This is a genomic window from Pseudomonas flexibilis (assembly GCF_000802425.1).
In the GTDB taxonomy this organism is placed as follows: domain Bacteria; phylum Pseudomonadota; class Gammaproteobacteria; order Pseudomonadales; family Pseudomonadaceae; genus Serpens; species Serpens flexibilis.
Genome location: NZ_JRUD01000002.1, coordinates 1 through 18,347, shown reverse-complemented (window position 1 = coordinate 18,347; position 18,347 = coordinate 1). Strand labels below are relative to the sequence as shown.

Annotated in this window: 18 protein-coding genes; 5 read left to right on the top strand and 13 right to left on the bottom strand. The window is 67.1% G+C overall.

All coding sequences use genetic code 11. The features are described 5' to 3' along the window. Positions 1–39 precede the first annotated feature (39 nt). Positions 40–363 carry an ArsR/SmtB family transcription factor gene (locus SF06_RS00700; protein WP_027591729.1) on the bottom strand — a complete coding sequence of 108 codons (324 nt, stop codon included), beginning with the start codon at positions 361–363 and terminating at the stop codon, positions 40–42. 142 nt (positions 364–505) lie between these two features. On the opposite strand from SF06_RS00700, the gene SF06_RS00695 reads away from it, so the two are divergent. The 4 genes from SF06_RS00695 to SF06_RS00680 are packed head-to-tail and all read left to right on the top strand — an operon-like array spanning position 506 to position 6,379. Further along, positions 506–1,528, top strand: coding sequence for an efflux RND transporter periplasmic adaptor subunit (locus SF06_RS00695; protein WP_039559351.1), 1,023 nt, complete (start codon positions 506–508; stop codon positions 1,526–1,528). A gap of 4 nt (positions 1,529–1,532) precedes the next feature. After that, on the top strand, positions 1,533–4,763 hold the full coding sequence (locus SF06_RS00690) for an efflux RND transporter permease subunit (RefSeq protein ID WP_211253765.1): 3,231 nt from the start codon (positions 1,533–1,535) through the stop codon (positions 4,761–4,763). 3 nt (positions 4,764–4,766) lie between these two features. Continuing rightward, entirely contained in the window at positions 4,767–4,976 is a 210-nt protein-coding gene (locus SF06_RS00685; RefSeq protein ID WP_039559349.1) for a YgaP family membrane protein, read from the top strand. Positions 4,977–5,005: 29 nt separating this feature from the next. Next, positions 5,006–6,379, top strand: coding sequence for a TolC family outer membrane protein (locus tag SF06_RS00680; protein ID WP_039559346.1), 1,374 nt, complete (start codon positions 5,006–5,008; stop codon positions 6,377–6,379). A 193-nt stretch (positions 6,380–6,572) separates the two neighbouring features. Here the strand turns inward: SF06_RS00680 and SF06_RS00675 are convergent, their stop codons facing one another. The 12 genes from SF06_RS00675 to miaA all read right to left on the bottom strand — a co-directional run bounded on the left by SF06_RS00675 (position 6,573) and on the right by miaA (position 16,876). Further along, positions 6,573–6,941 (bottom strand): DsrE family protein, encoded by a 369-nt coding sequence (locus SF06_RS00675; protein ID WP_039559344.1) that lies wholly within the window; start codon positions 6,939–6,941, stop codon positions 6,573–6,575. Positions 6,942–7,040: 99 nt separating this feature from the next. After that, positions 7,041–7,403, bottom strand: coding sequence for a DUF5368 domain-containing protein (locus SF06_RS00670; protein ID WP_027591732.1), 363 nt, complete (start codon positions 7,401–7,403; stop codon positions 7,041–7,043). A gap of 18 nt (positions 7,404–7,421) precedes the next feature. Further along, positions 7,422–8,780 (bottom strand): NAD(P)/FAD-dependent oxidoreductase, encoded by a 1,359-nt coding sequence (locus tag SF06_RS00665; protein ID WP_052199668.1) that lies wholly within the window; start codon positions 8,778–8,780, stop codon positions 7,422–7,424. 5 nt (positions 8,781–8,785) lie between these two features. After that, positions 8,786–9,112 carry an ArsR/SmtB family transcription factor gene (locus SF06_RS00660; protein WP_039559342.1) on the bottom strand — a complete coding sequence of 109 codons (327 nt, stop codon included), beginning with the start codon at positions 9,110–9,112 and terminating at the stop codon, positions 8,786–8,788. A 137-nt stretch (positions 9,113–9,249) separates the two neighbouring features. Further along, entirely contained in the window at positions 9,250–10,545 is a 1,296-nt protein-coding gene (locus SF06_RS00655) for an adenylosuccinate synthase (RefSeq protein ID WP_027591735.1), read from the bottom strand. A 54-nt stretch (positions 10,546–10,599) separates the two neighbouring features. Next, positions 10,600–11,787 carry an ATP phosphoribosyltransferase regulatory subunit gene (locus SF06_RS00650; RefSeq protein ID WP_039559339.1) on the bottom strand — a complete coding sequence of 396 codons (1,188 nt, stop codon included), beginning with the start codon at positions 11,785–11,787 and terminating at the stop codon, positions 10,600–10,602. 20 nt (positions 11,788–11,807) lie between these two features. Next, positions 11,808–11,993: a DUF2065 domain-containing protein gene (locus SF06_RS00645; RefSeq protein ID WP_027591737.1), complete on the bottom strand. Its 186-nt coding sequence runs from the start codon at positions 11,991–11,993 to the stop codon at positions 11,808–11,810. Positions 11,994–12,104: 111 nt separating this feature from the next. Beyond that, the gene (gene hflC / locus SF06_RS00640) at positions 12,105–12,974 is read right to left on the bottom strand and encodes a protease modulator HflC (protein WP_027591738.1); all 870 of its coding nucleotides are present in this window, start codon (positions 12,972–12,974) and stop codon (positions 12,105–12,107) included. Beyond that, positions 12,974–14,149, bottom strand: a complete 1,176-nt coding sequence (hflK, locus tag SF06_RS00635; RefSeq protein WP_039559336.1) for an FtsH protease activity modulator HflK — start codon at positions 14,147–14,149, stop codon at positions 12,974–12,976. The genes hflC and hflK overlap by 1 nt, the downstream gene beginning before the upstream one ends. 96 nt (positions 14,150–14,245) lie before the next feature. Then, positions 14,246–15,547 (bottom strand): ribosome rescue GTPase HflX, encoded by a 1,302-nt coding sequence (gene hflX, locus SF06_RS00630; RefSeq protein WP_039559333.1) that lies wholly within the window; start codon positions 15,545–15,547, stop codon positions 14,246–14,248. 12 nt (positions 15,548–15,559) lie between these two features. Further along, on the bottom strand, positions 15,560–15,814 hold the full coding sequence (gene hfq / locus SF06_RS00625; protein ID WP_027591741.1) for an RNA chaperone Hfq: 255 nt from the start codon (positions 15,812–15,814) through the stop codon (positions 15,560–15,562). Positions 15,815–15,904: 90 nt separating this feature from the next. Then, the gene (gene miaA, locus SF06_RS00620) at positions 15,905–16,876 is read right to left on the bottom strand and encodes a tRNA (adenosine(37)-N6)-dimethylallyltransferase MiaA (protein ID WP_027591742.1); all 972 of its coding nucleotides are present in this window, start codon (positions 16,874–16,876) and stop codon (positions 15,905–15,907) included. Positions 16,877–17,231: 355 nt separating this feature from the next. On the opposite strand from miaA, the gene SF06_RS00615 reads away from it, so the two are divergent. Next, a complete protein-coding gene (locus tag SF06_RS00615) occupies positions 17,232–18,209 on the top strand; it encodes an IS110 family RNA-guided transposase (protein ID WP_039559331.1) in 978 nt (325 codons plus the stop codon). The last annotated feature ends 138 nt before the right edge of the window (positions 18,210–18,347 follow it).

The following is an 18,347-nucleotide window of genomic DNA, read 5'->3' as shown; positions in this document are numbered from 1 at the left end:
GACCCGAGGCCGCTCCCTGAGCGGCCTTTTTCATTGGCGTCAGACGCCGGGGAACGGCTGGCTGCGCTGATAGCGCCGCGCGATGTTGCCGCACACCAGATCGCACAGCGCGTACACGCTGTCATCGGCGATCCGGTAGTACACCGCCGTACCCCGCCCTTCCCGCCGCACCAGCCCGTGCTGGCTCAGCAGCGACAGGTGGCGAGACACGTTGGCCGGGGAACAGCTGCACAGCTGAGCCAGTTCGCCCACGTTGCGCTCGCCCTCACGCAGCAGATTGAGAATCGCCAGCCGCGTGGGCTCGGACAGCGCACGGAAATAGGCCGCCACCTGCTCCATCGCTTCGGGAGTAAGGTTTTCCATACTGATCACCGCAAGACATTGCACGCCGCGAATGATACGCCATCCCCCGCGCGCACGCATGCTTGCGCAAGCAGTTAATTGACTAATTAACCAATCACGCAAATAATGCCCGCCATTCCCGATCAGGCAACGGAGCCCTTTCATGTCTACCGCCGGCTTGCGCATCCTTCTCGCCGCCAGCCTGCTGCTCGGCAGCACGGCCTTCGCCCAACCCCAGGAACTGCGCAGCGCCACCGTGCAGCGGGGCGCCCAGCTCGGCGCCAGCCACCACGAAGGTGTCGTCGAGGCTGTACGCCAGACGCTGTTGACTGCCCAGGTGGCCGGCGCCGTGCAGGAGATCACCGTACAGGTCGGCGATTCGGTACGTGCCGGACAGGTGCTGTTGCGCCTGGACGCCCGCGCCGCCGAGCAGACCGCCAGCGCCAGCGCCGCCCAGGTGCGTGCCGCCCAGGCGGTCGAGCAGGAGGCCGAGCGCGAACTGGCCCGCCAGCGCCAGCTGCTGGAGGCGGACTACATCAGCCAGGCCGCCTTCGACCGCGCCGAGGCCCGCCACAAGGCCGCGCGCGCCGAAGCCGCCGCGCTGCGCGCCGCCGCCGAGGCCTCACGCACCCAGTCCGACTTCTATGTACTGCGCGCACCCTACGACGGCGTGGTCTCGGCCATTCCGGTTAGCCTCGGCGACATGGCCATGCCCGGCCGCCCGCTGCTGACGCTGTACGATCCCACCGCGCTGCGGGTCAGCGTGCAGGTGCCGCAGGCGGTCGCCGCCAGCGCACCGGCAGAGCTGTCGGCCCGCCTGGAACTGGCCGGCCTGGACACCCCGGTGACGCCGCGCCGCTTGCAGTGGCTGCCCAGCGTCGATCCGACCACCCATACCGTGGAACTGCGCCTGGAGCTGCCCGCCGAACTGCGCGTGCTGCCCGGCACCTTCGCCCGCGCGCGCCTGAACCTCACCGGGGAAAGCGACCGTCTGTACATCCCCCGCACAGCCGTGTTGCGCCGCGCCGAACTGACCGCCGTCTACGTGCTGGACGCCCAGCAGCGCCCGCGCCTGCGCCAGGTGCGCCTGGGCCCGCAGCAGGGCGACCAGGTCGAAGTGCTCAGCGGCCTCGTCGCCGGCGAACGGGTGGCGCTCGATCCCCTCGCCGCCGGCCAACTGAAGTGAGGACATGGACATGACTCCCCGCATGGGCGTCTCCGGACGCATCGCCGCCTATTTCCAGACCGCGCAGATCACCCCGCTGCTGGCGCTGGTCGCCCTGCTCGCCGGGCTGTTCGCCGTACTGGTCACGCCGCGCGAGGAAGAACCGCAGATCAACGTCACCATGGCCAACGTGATCATCCCCTTCCCGGGCGCCAGCGTGCGCGACGTGGAGCAGATGGTCGCGGTGCCGGCCGAGCAGGTACTGGCGCAGATCGCCGACGTGGAACACGTGATGTCGGTGTCGCGTCCCGGCATGGCCATGGTCACCGTGCAGTTCGAGGTCGGCGTGCCGCGTACCGAGGCACTGGTGCGCCTGCACGACACGCTGCGCGCCAACACGGACTGGCTGCCCCGCGAACTGGGCGTCGGCGAACCGCTGATCAAGCCCAAGGGCATCGATGACGTGCCGATCGTCGCCCTGACCCTGTACAGCCGCGATGCCGCCACCGGCGCGCTGGACCTGCAGCACGTCGCCCACAGCCTGGAAGCCGAACTCAAGCGCGTGCCCGGCACCCGCGAAGTGCGCAGCCACGGCGGCCCCGGCCGCGCGGTGCGCGTCGAGCTGGACCCGGCGCGCATGGCCGCGGCCGGGGTGACCGTGGGAGACCTGCGCATGGCGCTGCAGTCGGCCAACGCCGGCCTGCCGGTGGGCGAGCTGCTGGGCGGCAACCGCAGCCTGCAGCTGGAGGCCGGTGGCTTCCTGGAAAACGCCACCGAGGTGGGCGAGCTGCTGGTCGGCGTGCGCGACGGCAAGCCGGTGCAGCTCAAGGATGTGGCGCGCGTCGAGGACGGCGCCCTGCCGCCCAGCCAGTACGTCTGGCATGGCCTGCCGAGCAGCGCGCCCGGCGGCGCGGGCGAGTTCCCGGCGATCACCCTGAGCGTGACCAAGAAACCCGGCGAGAACGCCATCGACGTTTCTTCCGCCGTGCTGGCGCGGGTCGCCGAGCTGCGCAACAGCCTGATCCCGGACAGTGTCGAGCTGGCGGAAACCCGCAACTACGGCGCCACCGCCGACGAGAAAGCCCGCCAGCTGATCCAGAAGCTGCTGTTCGCCACCCTGTCGGTGGTGGTGCTGGTGTTCCTCGCCCTGGGCCGCCGCGAGGCGCTGATCGTCGGCAGCGCGGTGATCCTCACCCTGACCGTCACCCTGTTCGCTTCCTGGGCCTGGGGCTTCACCCTCAACCGGGTGTCGCTGTTTGCGCTGATCTTCTCCATCGGCATCCTGGTCGACGACGCCATCGTGGTGGTGGAGAACATCCACCGTCACCAGGCGCTGCACCCGGGCAAGACGCTGCGCGAGCTGATTCCCGGCGCGGTGGACGAAGTCGGGGGGCCGACCATCCTGGCCACCCTGACGGTGATCGCCGCGCTGCTGCCGATGGCCTTCGTCAGCGGCCTGATGGGCCCGTACATGAGCCCGATCCCGATCAACGCCAGCATGGGCATGCTGCTGTCGCTGGCCATCGCCTTCACCGTCACGCCCTGGCTGGCGCGCCTGTGGATGAAGCCCACAGCCGCCCACGCCCATGACGGCGGGCTGTCCGGCAAGCTGACGCCGTTCTTCGAAGGCATCTTCCGCCCGCTGCTGGATGAACGCCGCGGCCGGCGCAACCGCGCGCTGCTCGGCGCCGGCGTGGGCCTGCTGATCGCCATCTCCCTGGCGTTGCCCGCCGCCGGCCTGGTGGTGCTGAAGATGCTGCCGTTCGACAACAAGTCCGAGCTGCAGGTGGTGGTCGACATGCCGGCTGGCACGCCGCTGGAAGGCACCGCCGCCGTGCTGCGCGAGCTGGGCGCCTACCTGGCCGAACAGCCCGAGGTGCTGGACTACCAGGCCTACGCCGGCACCGCCGCGCCGATCAACTTCAACGGCCTGGTGCGTCAGTACGACCTGCGCAGCGGCGGCGAAGTCGGCGACATGCTGGTCAACCTGGTGGCCAAGGGCGCCCGCGACGAGCAGAGCCACGCGATTGCCACGCGTCTGCGTCCGGACCTGCAGGCCATCGCCAAACGCCATAGCGCCAACCTCAAGGTGGTGGAAGTGCCGCCCGGCCCGCCGGTGCTGTCGCCCATCGTCGCGGAAATCTACGGCCCGGACGCCGAGGGTCGCCGCCAGGTGGCCGCAGAGGTGCGCGCGCTGTTCGAGCGCACCGACTACGTGGTGGACGTGGATGACACCGCGATCGCCGACGCGCCGCGCACCCTGCTGCTGGTCGACCGCCGCAAGGCCGCGCTGCTCGGCGTGGCGCAGCGCGACATCGTCGCTACCCTGCGCGCCGGCCTGGCCGGCGAAGCCGCCACCTACCTGCACGACGCCAGCAAGTATCCGGTGCCGGCCGTGCTGCAGCTGCCCGCCGAGCAGCACGGTTCGCTGGACGCCCTGCTGCAGCTGACGGTGCGTGGCGCGGCCGGCCAGCTGGTGCCGATCCGCGAACTGGTGACCCTCAGCGACAGCCTGCGCGAGCAGCCGATCTACCACAAGGACCTGCTGCCGGTGCACTACGTCACCGGCGACATGGCCGGGCGCGTGGACAGCCCGCTCTACGGCATGTTCAGCATGCGCGGCGAACTCCAGGACCTGCGGCTGCCTGGCGGCGGCCAGCTGGAGGAGTACTTCATCAGCCAACCGTCCGACCCGTGGCGCGGCTACAGCCTGAAGTGGGACGGCGAATGGCAGATCACCTACGAGACCTTCCGTGACATGGGCGCTGCCTATGCGGTCGGCCTGATCCTCATCTACCTGCTGGTGGTGGCGCAGTTCGGTTCCTACCTGACGCCGCTGATCATCATGGCGCCGATCCCGCTGACCATCATCGGCGTGATGCCCGGCCATGCCCTGCTCGGCGCGCAGTTCACCGCCACCAGCATGATCGGCATGATCGCCCTGGCCGGCATCATCGTGCGCAACTCCATTCTGCTGGTGGACTTCATCCACCTGCAGCAGGCCGCCGGCGTGCCGCTGCCCGAGGCGGTGGTGCGCTCGGCCATCACCCGCGCCCAGCCGATCCTGCTGACCGCCCTGGCGGCCATGCTCGGCGCCTTCTTCATCCTCGACGACCCGATCTTCAATGGCCTGGCCATCGCGCTGATCTTCGGCATCCTGGTTTCCACGGTGCTCACCCTGGTGGTGATCCCGCTGCTCTACTTCGCCGCCTACCACCGTAGCGGCGAAGCCAACCAACCCGCACAAGGAGTCTGACCCATGACCTCATGGCAAATCGTTCGCATGTTCGCCGGCGTGGTAATCCTCGCCTCGCTGGCCCTGGGCGTGGCCCAGAGCCCCCTGTTCCACAGCAGCAACTGGCTGTGGCTGACCGCCTTCGTCGGCGTGAACATGCTGCAGAGCGCGTTCACCCGCTGGTGCCCGCTGGAAATCGTCCTGCGCAAGGTCGGCGTGCAGTCCGGCTGCTGAGGCCAACGAAAACGTCAAGGAACATCGCCATGCAACTGCCCCGTCTGTCCGTCCTGCTGCTGAGCTGCGCGGCGCTGGTCTCGCCAGCCGCCCAGGCCCTGGACCTGTTCGAGGTCTGGCGCGCCGCCAGCCAGCATGACCCCGAGTTCGCCGCCGCCCGCGCCGCGCATGCCGCCGGCCTGGCCAGCCAGGATCAGGCCGGCGCCCTGTGGCGCCCGAACCTGATGCTGCAGGGCGGGGTGGCTGCCGCCTCGCTGGACAACCAGACACGCGGGGCAGTCTTTTCCCAGTCCACCCTGGGCACTTACAACGATGCGGCCTTCGACACGCAGATCGACAGCGGCACGCGCAGCCACTACGGCGTGGTGCTGCGCCAGCCGCTGTACGACCGCGAACGCTCGGCCCAGGGCCGGCAGTTGCGCATCCAGGCCGACGCGGCCGAGCTGGCCTGGGTCGGCGCCCAGCAGCAGTTGATGCTGCGCAGCGCCGAGCACTATTTCCAGTTGGCGCTCGCCGCCCGTCGCCTCGAACTGCTGGAACGCCAGCTCGAGGCGGTGGAGCGCACCGCCCGCGAGGCCGACGAGCGCTTCAAGGTCGGCAGCCTGCCGGTCACCGACCTGCACGAGGCCCGCGCGCGGGCCGCCGGCCTGCGCGCCCAGCATCTGGCCGCGCAGACCGAGCTGGACCTGCGCCGTCAGACGCTGGCCGACCTGATCGGTCGCCAGCCCGGCGACTCGCCGCTGACCCTGCCAAGCGACACGCCGGCGCAGATCGGCGCGCTGGAGGACTGGCTGGCTCGCGCGGCGCGCCAGAACACCCAGCTGCAACTGGCGCAGACCCGCCAGCAGGGCGCCGAGCAGGAGGTGCGCAAGACCTCGCTGCCGCTGTCGCCCACCCTGGAGCTGGTGGCCAGCCACGGCCGCGAAAAGCTCTCCGGCGATGCCGAGGTCGGCTCGGCCAGCTATAGCGCAGAACAGAGCATGGTCGGCCTGCAGGTGTCGGTTCCGCTGTATACCGGCGGCATGCGCTCGGCGCGCCAGGATGAGGCGCGTGCCCGCCTGGCCGAAGCCGAGGCCGAGCTAGACCACGGCCGCCTGCTGGTGGCCCGGCAGACCCGCGCCGCCTGGCTGGCGCTGTCGGTCGGCCGCGAACAGGCGCAGGCGCTGGCCGCCGCCGCCGAAGCCAGCCAGGCGCGCCTGGCGGCGACCCGCATCGGCCGCAAGACCGGCGAACGCAGCACCCAGGACCTGCTGGATGCGGAAAACGCCGCCGCCGCCGCTGAGCTGGAGCTGGCCCAGGTACGCGCCACGCTGTTCCTGCAGGAGCTGCGTCTGGCCGCCCTCGCCGGCCTGCTGGATGAAGGCTTCTTCCAGCAGGCCAGCGCCCGCCTCGCCCAGCGCTGAGGCTGGGGCCCGGGTAATAGGCAAACGGCGGCCGGAACGGCGCGGACCGCCCCACGTTAAGGCTCACGGCTGTAGGGACCGTAGGGTGGGAAACTTGCGCAGCGATTTCCCACCAGCGCCGCGTGCCGTGGCATCGGTAGACAAGGCTGCGCGTTGTCTACCCTACGACGCCCACCGGCCGGCGCTTCTCGCCTCAGGTGATCTGCAGCGAGCCGCCGGCTTCCATCAGCAGGTCGATCACCTGCGGCGCGGTGATGATGGCGTAGTCGGGCACCATGTCCTGCGCGGTGAAGCCGTTGTGCTGCATGCACGCCGAGCAGATGGCGATCTTGCCGCCCAGCTCCCGATAACGCCCAAGCAGTGCGTCCACCGGTTCGAAGGGCGCGCCGATATCCAGGTCGATGGCGCCGGGCTGACCCAGCTCGACCGCCTCGGCCATCAGGATCAGGGTGGTGTCGTGCCCCTTCATGCGGGCATTGAGTGCCATGGTGAAGGCGACGGTGACCTTGTTGGGGTTGCCACGGCCATCGAACAGGGTGGCGACGAAGCGAGTGCTGCTCATGGGGATTCTCCCGCGGATGGATGAAAGAGAGACGCCCGACATCGCCGGGCGTCCATTGACCTGCCTTCCGGGCTGGGACACCTGGACGGCCGCATCCGGCTAGCCAGCCGCGCCCTGGCGGCGCAGCAGGCGCGTCCAGCCGGCTACGGTGTAGACCAGCACCATGGTGCCAAGCATGCCCAGACCATAGACCAGCACGATGAGGATCCAGTCGATCGGACCGGCAGCGTCGGTGAAACCGGATGACGACACCGTGGCCATCAGCACCAGCGCCAGCACACCACCAACCAGACCTACCAACTGAGCGCGCACCAGCCGGCTGGCCGCGATGCCGCGCTCGCGTACCAGCAGGGCCACGAAGGCCGCGGTGCCGAGCAGCACCATCGCCAGCAGCAGCCAGAGCAGCGGGCCGAGCATTTCCAGGAACACGGCCAGCAGGATCATCGGATCGAGTTCTTTCATGACGGATTCCTCGGCGGTTCAGGCGTGACCGCGCAGCATGCTGATGTAGGTGGGCTTGAGGCCCATGGTCTTGACCACCCAGCTGGTCCACAGCTCTTCCAGCGGCGCGATCACCCCCGGGAACGAAGGAGTGAGGTTGTTCTGGTAGTCGAACTCGATGAGCATCGCCCGACCCAGACGGGTGATCAGCGGGCAGGAGGTGTAGCCGTCGTAGCGGGCCGTCGATTCGGTACCGGCGATGTCGGCCAGCAGGCGCTCGACGGCCACCGGCACCTGCCATTTCACGCTGGCGGCGGTCTTGCCCTTCGGCACCCCGGCGATGTCGCCGACCCCGAACACGTTCGGATAGCGCACATGCCGCAGGGTGTGCTTGTCCACCTCCAGCCAGCCCTCGTTGCCCCAGGCGCCCTGCTGCCAGGGCAGCGGGCTGTTGCGCACCACGTCCGGCGCCTTCATCGGCGGAACCACGTTGATGAAGTCGTAACCCATCTCGGTGGTGCCCTCCGGGGTGCGGAAGGTGGCGATGCGCCGGCCCGGGTCGATGGACTGCAGCACGCGGTCGTAGTTGACCTTGATGTCGCGCTGCTGGAACAGCATGCGTACCTTCTCCGAAACGATCGGCACGCTGAACAGCGCCTTGTTGTTGGCGTTGTAGATGATCTCCGCCTTGCCACGATTGCCCCGACGGGTCAGGTAGTCCTCGGTGACGAAGGTGTACTTCAGCGGGGCTCCGGCACATTTCATCTCGGTACCCGGGCGCAGGAACACGCCCACGCCGCCCTTGTCGGCGAACTCGGACATCTGCCGCCAGGTGGCCTCGGCCGCCGCCGGGCTGTGGTAGATGCTGCCCAGACCGTTCTGGCCGATCAGGCGTTCATCCATGCCCTCGATGGCGGCGTAGTCCAGCTGCAGGCCGGTGGCGACCACCAGGAAGTCGTAGGGCACGCTGCGCCCCGAGGCGGTGACCACCGTGTTGCCCTCGGGGTCGATCTCCGCGACGCGTTCCTCGATCAACTCCACGCCGTGCGGCACATAATCGGCGGTGCTCGAAGTCACGTAGTTGGCCGGCTTGATGCCGGAGGCCACCAGGGTGAAGCCGGGCTGGTAGTAGTGCGCCTTGCGCGCGTCGATGAGTGTGATGGTCGCGCCTTCCAGCCGTGCGGCCAGTCGCGAGGCGGTTGCCAGGCCAGCCGCCCCGGCCCCGGCGATGACGATCCGGGCGGCGCTGCGCAGCTTCGGGGCGGCTTGGGCGGCGCCGGGCTTGAGCAGCAGGGCGCCGGCTCCGAGCGCCGACAGCTGCATGAAGGTCCGTCGGCTCAGCGGTTCCCTCAGGAGCCCTTCGTCGGGCCCGGTGTTGTTCTTGTTATCGCTTTTCATGCTCCCTACTCCTGTTGGTGCGAAGCGCAATAGATCTCCCACAACGTGCGCATGATCCGCTCGACATCGGCGTTGGCCAGGCTGTACCGGATGTGCTTGCCGTCCCGCTCCGTGCTCACCAGCGCATTCTGGCGCAGCACCGCCAGCTGCTGGGAAAGCGTTGGCTGGCGAATGCCCAGCGCCGCTTCCAGCTCGCAGACCGCATGGGGCCCGTCCTTCAGCTGACACAGCAGCAGGAGTCGGTCCTCATTGGCGAGCACCTTGAGCAGATTGCAGGCTGCTCCGGCATGGCGGCGCAGATCATCGACACGGGTGGCTGGGGTGTCCTGCATGGTTACGTCCACTCTTTACAGAAAAACTATATATAAATTTATAGATTGTCCGGATACGACCTTGGTAATCCGGCCACAAAAAAAAACCCCGGTGGAAGCAGGCTTCCACCGGGGATTTGGTTTCGCGAACGGCGCGATCAGGCGTAGGGATGGCGCAGCACGATGGTCTCGTTGCGGTCCGGGCCGGTGGAGATGATGTCGATCGGCGCGCCGACCAGTTCCTCGATGCGCTTGATATACGCGCGGGCGTTGGCCGGCAGGTCTTCCAGACGCTGGGCGCCGACGGTGGATTCGCTCCAGCCCGGCATTTCCTCGAACACCGGCTGCAGGCCGACATAGCTGTCGGACTCGGTCGGCGCCTCGGCCAGCAGTTGGCCGCTGGCATCCTTGTAGCCCACGCAGAGCTTCACGGTTTCCAGGCCGTCCAGCACGTCCAGCTTGGTCAGGCACAGGCCGGAGATGGAGTTGATCTCGATGGCGCGACGCAGGATCACCGCGTCGAACCAGCCGCAACGACGGGCACGGCCCGTGGTCGAGCCGAATTCGTGACCGACGCTGGCCAGGCGCGCGCCGACCTCGTCGAACAGCTCGGTGGGGAACGGACCAGAGCCGACGCGGGTGGTGTAGGCCTTGGTGATGCCCAGGATGTAGTCCAGGTACAGCGGGCCGAAGCCGGAACCGGTCGCGGTACCGCCGGCGGTGGTGCTGGAGCTGGTCACGTAGGGGTAGGTGCCGTGGTCGATGTCCAGCAGCGAGCCCTGGGCGCCCTCGAACATGATGCAGGCGCCAGCCTTGCGCAGCTCGTGCAGGCGCGCGGCGACGTCGGCGACCATCGGCTTGAGGATGTCGGCGTAGCCCAGCGCCTCGTCGAGGGTCTTCTGGAAGTCCACCGGCTCGACCTTGTAGAAGTTCTGCAGGACGAAGTTGTGGTACTCCAGCAATTCCTTGAGCTTGGCAGCGAAGCGCTCGGGGTTGAACAGGTCGGCGATGCGCAGGCCGCGACGCGCCACCTTGTCCTCGTAGGCCGGGCCAATGCCACGGCCGGTGGTGCCGATCTTGCCTTCCGCGCGAGCCGCCTCGCGGGCCTGATCCAGTGCCACGTGGTACGGCAGGATCAGAGTGCAGGACGGGCTGATGCGCAGGCGCTCGCGCACCGGCACGCCTTTCTCTTCCAGCTTGGTGATTTCGCGCATCAGGGCGTCGGGAGCCACCACCACGCCGTTGCCGATCAGGCACTGCACGTTCTCGCGCAGGATGCCGGACGGAATCAGGTGCAGGACGGTCTTCTCGCCGTCAATCACCAGGGTGTGGCCGGCGTTGTGACCGCCCTGGTAGCGCACCACTGCGGCGGCCTGGTCGGTCAGCAGGTCGACGATCTTGCCCTTGCCCTCATCACCCCACTGGGTGCCCAGGACGACGACGTTCTTACCCATAACACTTGTCCTCTTCGGAAGCTCGGTAGCCGGCACGGGCCGGCGGAAAAAGTCTCAGGAATTCAGCGCCACGGCCTGCCACTGGCCATCGCGGATCAGCAACTGACGATCGCAACCGGCCGCGACCGCCGCGTCGAGGTCCTGCCCCGGCAGCGCCTGAACCACCCGCTCGCCGGCCTTGCGCAGGCGCTGCACGGCCTGCCAGAGATAGAAATCATGGCTGTCGGGCGCCCAGATGCCAGCCGGCGCAGCGACGCTTTCGCGCGTGCCGAGATCAATGAGCGCCTTCAGATCGGTGGAGAAGCCGGTGGCCGGACGGGCACGGCCGAACACCGCGCCGATGTCGTCGTAACGGCCACCCTGGGCGATCGACTGGCCCACGCCCGGCACGAAGGCCGCGAACACCACTCCGGTGTGGTAGTGGTAGCCACGCAGCTCGCCCAGGTCGAAGTACAGCGGCAGCTCCGGGTAGCGCATCTCCAGCAGATCGGCGATGCCCACCAGCTCGTCGAGCGCCGCGTGCACGTCGTCCGGTGCATCCACCAGACAGGCCTGCGCCAGGTCGAGCACTTCTCGCCCGCCACACAGCTCGGCGAGGGCGCGCAGCATGCGAGCCAGGGATTCCGGCAGGTCTGCGGTCAGCGTTTCGATCTCGTCCACCGCCTTGCGCTGCAGGGCGTCGAACAGGCGCTGCTCGGCCTCGCCAGTCAGCCCGGCGGCAGCGGCCAGACCGCGATAGATGCCGACGTGGCCCAGGTCCATGTGTACGTTGGGCACCGCCGCCAGCTCAAGCATGTCGAGCATCAGGCTGATGACTTCGACATCACTGGCCGGACTGGCATCGCCATAGAGTTCGGCACCCAGCTGGATCGGGCTGCGCGAGGTGCTCAGCGCGCGCGGACGGGCCTGCAGCACGCTGCCGGCGTAGCACAGGCGCACCGGACCTTCGCGGCGCAGGCTGTGGGCGTCCATGCGCGCGACCTGCGGTGTGATGTCGGCGCGGAAACCCATCTGCCGACCGGATTGCGGGTCGGTGACCTTGAAGGTACGCAGGTCCAGATCCTGGCCGGCGCCGGTCAGCAGGGATTCAATGAATTCGATGTGCGGGGTGACCACGAACTCGTAGCCCCAGCGCTGAAACAGGTCGAGCACCTGGCGGCGGGCTGCTTCGATGCGCGCCGCTTCCGGCGGCAGAACTTCCTCGATGCCATCTGGCAGCAGCCAGCGATCTACCGTTGCCATTTCGCCTCCCCGGGCAAACCTTAACGAAGCAGATACAGGAGGGCGGTGCCCAGCAGCATGCTGACCAGCCCCATCCAGCGCAGCTGACGGTCGGACAGCTGCAATAGCTGACTGAACGCCGCGCGCCAACGCTGCGGGAACAGGAAGGGCAGGATGCCTTCCAGCACCAGCATCAGACACAGGGCAATACCGAGTTCCTGCCACATGCTTATTCACGCAGACGTAAAAAAGCCGGGTTTGGCCCGGCTGGCGGATGATAACAACCTTTTGCCTGTGGGTCATCCGGCGAGCAGCATGGCTCGCCGGATGGCACCGCGTCAGGGCTTGCTTTTCTGCATGTAGCGGAAGAAGTCGCTGCTGGGATCAAGCACCAGCACGTCGCTCTTGTCGTTGAAGCTGTCGCGCATGGCCTGCAGGCTGCGGTGGAACGCGTAGAACTCCGGATCCTGCGAGTAGGCCTGGGCATAGATCGCCGCCGCCCGGGCATCGCCCTGACCACGGGTTTCCTCGGCTTCTCGATAGGCTTCGGCGAGCAGTACGCGGCGCTGACGATCAGCATCGGCGCGGATACCTTCGGCCAGCTCGCGACCCTTGGCACGGTGTTCACGCGCTTCGCGCTCACGCTCGGTGCTCATGCGCTCGAACACGCTGCGGTTGACTTCGCGCGGCAGGTCGATGGCCTTGACACGCACGTCCAGCACCTCGATACCCAGCTCACGACGCGCCATGCGATCCATGGAGGCGGTGATCTCGGCCATCAGCGCATCGCGCTCGCCGGACACCACTTCGTGCAGGGTGCGCTTACCGAACTGGTCGCGCAGGCCGGCTTCCAGACGACGCGCCAGGCGCTCGTCGGCGATCTGCTTGAGGCCCGAGGTCGCGGTGTAGAACTGCTCGGCATTGGCCACGCGCCACTTGGCGAAGGCGTCCACCATCACCGCTTTCTTTTCCAGGGTCAGGAAGCGCGCAGTGGCGGTATCCAGGGTCAGCAGACGCGCATCGAAGGTGCGCACCTTGTCGACCAGCGGGATCTTCACATGCAGACCCGGCTGCACGTCGCCCTCGACCACCTTGCCGAAGCGCAGCAGCACGGCCTTCTCGGTCTGCTGAACGATGTAGAAACTGTTCCAGGCGACCAGCGCCACCACCACCCCGACAATCAGGGCAGCCAGCGATTTATTGCTCATCAGCGGCTCTCCCTCGTACGCAGATCACGCTGTTCCATCTCCCGCACGATGCGCGCGGCGGTATCGGCGGCGCTCGGCGTGGTCGCAGCGCCGGATTGCGCGTTGCCCGGCGCGGCGGCGCGCCCCTGAACCATCTTGTCCAGCGGCAGGTAGAGCAGGTTGTTCTGCCCCTTGTCGCCAGCGACCAGCACCTTGCTGGTGTTGCCGTAGATTTCCTGCATGGTTTCCAGGTAGAGACGTTCGCGAGTGACCTGCGGCGCCTTGCGGTACTCGGCCAGCAGCAGCTTGAAGCGTGCGGCCTCACCTTCGGCGCGGGACACGACGGCATCGCGGTAACCGCTGGCCTCCTCGATGATGCGCTGGGCCTGACCACGCGCTTCCGGAATCACGCCGTTGGCATAGGCTTCGGCCTGGTTCTTCTCGCGCTGCTCGTCTTCACGGGCACGGATCACGTCGTCGAAGGCTTCCTGCACTTCCTTGGGCGCGGCGGCGCTCTGCACGTTCACCTGGGTGACGGTGACGCCGGTGCGGTAGTTGTCCAGGAAGCGCTGCAGGCGCTCGCGGGTGTCGGTTGCCACCTGTTCACGGCCCTCGGTCAGCACCTGGTCCATGGCGGTCGAACCGACCACATGGCGCAGCGCACTGTCGGTGGCATGCTGCAGGCTCACCTCCGGCTGGTCGACGTTGAGCACGAAGTCCTTCAGGTTGGAGATCTTGTACTGCACGGTCAGCGGCACCTCGACGATATTCTCGTCCTCGGTGAGCATCTGGCCCTGCTTGGAATACGCCCGCTCGCGGGTGACGTTTTCCTGGAACTTGCGGTCGATCGGCGGGAAATAGATGTTCAGGCCCGGACCGACGGTTTCGTAGTACTCGCCGAAGCGCAGCACCACCGCCTGTTCCTGCTCGTCCACCACGTAGATGGCGCTGTACAGCCACATCACCGCCAGCACGGCGACGACAATGGCGATCAGACCGAAGCCACCACCCTTGCGGCCGCCGGCGGCGCCGCCCCCAGAGGATTTCTTGCCGCCGAACATGCCGTTGAGGCTGTCCTGCAGCTTGCGGAAGGCCTCGTCCAGATCGGGCGGACCCTTGCGATCGCCGCCACGGCGGCCGCCCCAGGGATCCTGATCATTGTTGTTCGAGTTGCCACCCGGCTCGTTCCAAGCCATAGCGCTCTCCATCAGATAAAGCGAAGGCGCGCCCGCGGCGCGCCGCTCAATGCTACCGAATGCCGCACGGAGGCGGCAAAGTTGCCCACCCGGGCATTATTGCAAAGTGTGTTGCGCCAGGAATTCGCTCGGCTGCAGCCCCTCGCGACTGACCAGCCGGTTCAGCTCGATGCGCGGCAGGCGCACCGACAGCAGGCTGGCCCCCCGTTCATCATGGGTTTCTTCCTGCACGGCCCCCAGCTCGAAGAACTGTGCGCGCAGGCGCCCCAGGCGCTGCGGCAGGCACAGGGTACCGACGAACAGATCCTCGCCGAGCAGTTCGGCAATGGTCTGGCGCAGCAGGTCCAGACCTTTCCCCTCGCGGGCCGACAGCCAGACCCGCTGCGGCTTGCCCTCGCCGTCACGCTGGATCTGCGGCTCCACGCCTTCGAGCAGGTCGATCTTGTTGTACACCTCGAGCATGGGCAACTGGTCGGCGCCGATCTCGCCCAGCACGCGCAGGACCTGGTCGATCTGCTGGTCACGCTCCGGTTCATGGGAATCGATCACGTGCAATAACAGGTCGGCGTTGCTGGACTCCTCCAGCGTGGCACGGAACGCCTCCACCAGCTTGTGCGGCAGGTGGCGAATGAAACCTACGGTGTCCGCCAGGATCACCGGCCCGAGATCGTCCAGCTCCAGACGCCGCAGGGTCGGATCCAGCGTGGCGAACAACTGGTTGGCGGCATACACCTCGGAGGTGGTCAGGGCGTTGAACAGGGTCGACTTGCCCGCGTTGGTATAACCCACCAGCGAGACCGAGGGGATATCCGCGCGGCGACGGCCGCGCCGCGCCTGCTCGCGCTGGCTGCGCACCTTCTCCAGACGGGACTTGATCTGCCGGATGCGCACCCGCAACAGGCGGCGGTCGGTTTCCAGCTGGGTTTCACCCGGGCCGCGCAGGCCGATACCGCCCTTCTGGCGCTCCAGGTGAGTCCAGCCGCGCACCAGGCGCGTGCTCATGTGCTCCAGCTGGGCGAGCTCCACCTGCAGCTTGCCCTCGTGGGTACGGGCGCGCTGGGCGAAGATGTCGAGAATCAGCCCGGTGCGGTCCAGCACCCGGCACTCGAACTCCCGCTCCAGGTTGCGCTCCTGGCTCGGGGTGAGGGTGTGATTGAAGATGACCAGCTCGACGTCCTCGGCCTTGACCAGGTCGCGAATCTCCTCGACCTTGCCGCTGCCGATCAGGAACTTGGCGCTCGGCTGATGCCGCGACACGCTGACGAATGCCACCGTGTCGGCACCGGCCGAGTTGGCCAGCTCCTGGAACTCCTGCGGGTCTTCACGCGCTTCCGGGTCCTGGCCTTCCAGATGCACCAGAATGGCCCTTTCTCCACCACCAGGGCGCTCGAAGAACAAGATGGACTCCTATCAGGCGTTGCCGGACTCGGCGGTCTCGGACTCGCCGGCATTCGGCAGACGGACCGGGCGGCTCGGCACTACGGTGGAGATGGCGTGCTTGTAGACCATCTGGCTGACGGTGTTCTTCAGCAGGATGACAAACTGGTCGAAGGACTCGATCTGGCCCTGCAGCTTGATGCCATTGACCAGATAGATGGAAACCGGTACGCGTTCCTTACGCAGGGTGTTGAGGTAAGGGTCTTGTAGCGAGTGCCCTTTTGACATTGCAAAACTCCTATCAATGGAAATGAGAACGTAAGCGGGGGATTGCAACGGCTCGGCATCCCCTCGAAGGATAGACAGCATCAGTACGGATCAGCCCAATATGGAGACCGACTCCAGGCATTTCAAGGCGCGTGACAGGTTGTCGCAAGCCTGGCTGTCGAGCCATTGCAGGCCCTGCCAGCCTCGCAACCAGGTGTACTGCCGCTTGGCCAGCTGACGAGTGGCAATGATGCCGCGCTCGACCATATCGGCGCGATCCAGCTGCCCCTCGAGATACTCCCAGACCTGACGGTAGCCCACCGCTCGTATAGACGGCAGCCCGGCGTGCAAGTCACCTCGCTGGCGCAATCGTTCGACTTCTTCGACGAAACCCTGTTCCAGCATGAGATGGAAACGCCGGGCGATACGCTCGTGCAGAACGGAGCGCAGACCCGGCGCGATCGCAAATTGCGCGACAGTATACGGCAAACCTGCCGTCCCGGCGCCGGGCTGCGAAGCATTTTCCAGGGCCTGTCGACGGCGGTGTTCGCTCATGCTCACACCGCTGACGCGGTACACCTCCAGGGCGCGCACCAGCCGCTGCGGGTCATTGGGATGAATGCGCGCGGCGGACTCGGGATCGACGGCGGCCAGTTGGCGATGCAGCTCGGCCAGGCCCAGTTCGGCAGCCTGACGCTCGAGCTCGGCGCGCACCGCAGGGTCGGCGCTGGGCATGTCGGCAAGGCCACCCAGCAATGTCTTGTAATAAAGCATGGTGCCGCCGACCAGCAGCGGAATGCGCCCCCGGGCGGTGATGTCCGCCATGGCCTGCAAGGCATCGACGCGAAACTCGGCGGCCGAGTAGCTTTCCACCGGATCGCGGATATCGATCAGCCGGTGCGGAAACTCGGCGAGCACCTCCGGCTCCGGCTTGGCGGTGCCGATGTCCATGCCCCGGTAAACCAGCGCCGAATCAACGCTGATCAGCTCGACAGGCAGCGCGCGTGCCAGCGCCAGCGCCAGGTCGGTCTTGCCGGCGGCGGTCGGGCCCATGAGGAAGATGGCGGGAGGCAGGGAGGACATCGAGGGACTCACAGCGGATGGCTGCATAGTTTCCAGTTGCCGGCCGCCGGCTGCAAGCGAGCGTGCGCCCAACGCCCACGACACCGCAGCGGCGGCCGGGAAAGCGCCGACCGCCCTTGTATCTCGACTACCGACCTTTTTGAGGCGGTAGTCCCGACTGATCATCGGGGGAAGGGAGTGCAAGACGCGACCGCCCTAGGGCTTCGAGCCTGCGACGTAGAGAGTTCTGCCCCCTTCCACACTCATCCGCCAAGTCCGAACGGTATCCAGGGCCTGCCCAGGCATGAGCTCGCATAAGCAAGGTTGGACCGGATGCAGTGATGATCCTGTCATCGTTTCATTCCAGGAGTTCAACATGGTCGCCGTTGTGGGCATCGACGTTGCCAAACACACCTTCGATATCGCCACCCTCCAGCCCAACGGCAAGTACCGCACACGCAGCAAGCTGGCCAACGATCCCAGCGGCTTTGCCCAGTTGTGTGAATGGCTGGAGAAACACGCCGGACCCGATGCCTGGATCGTCATGGAGGCTACCGGCATTTACCACGAGGCGCTGGCCACCTGCCTGTTCGAGCGGGACTATCGCGTCAGCGTGGTCAATCCGGCGCAGACTGCCGCCTATGCCAAGACCCAGCTGTCGCGGGGCAAGACCGACAAGACGGATGCCAAGCTGATTGCCGGCTTCGGTCAGGACCAACTGGCCAAATCGCGGCTGCGACTCTGGCAACCTGAACCGCCGGCCCAGAAGCGCCTGCGTGCGCTGGTGCGCCGTCTGGCGGACCTGCGCGAGATGGAACAGATGGAGCGCAATCGCCTGGAGAGCGCCGACGCGAATATTCAGGACTCGATCCACACCGTGCTGCGCCACATCGAGGAGGAAATCCGCCGCACCCTGAAGGCCATCGAGGATCACATCGACAACGATCCGGACCTGCGCCAACGCAAGGAGCTGCTGACCAGCATCAAGGGCTTCGGCGACCAGACAGCCGCCCTGCTACTGGGCGAACTGGGGGATCCGCTGGCGTTTCGCAGCGCCAAGGCCGTGGCGGCCTTTGCCGGGCTGACGCCCCGGCCAGACCAATCGGGGGAGCATCAAGGGCCGACGCCCATCTCGCGCCTCGGCTCGGGCTTCCTGCGTAGCCGGCTGTACATGCCGGCCATCTCGGCCATGCAGCACAACCCCGCCATCAAGGCCCTGGCGGAGCGCCTGAGGAGCCGTGGCAAGCGCGGCAAACAGATCGTCTGCGCGGCGATGCGCAAGCTGCTGCACATCGCCTATGGAGTACTCAAATCCGGCCAGCCCTTCGACCCCAAACTGGCGCTTGCGCGGTAGGGAGCAAGACGGTATCTACGTCACGGGCATCAGCAGGCGCGGCGCGGCCTCGACGATCTGCCGCGACAGGTGCTCCATGCGCGGCGATTGCACCTTCCAGGGTTGGCCGGCCCTGTCCCATATACACATCCTCGAGGC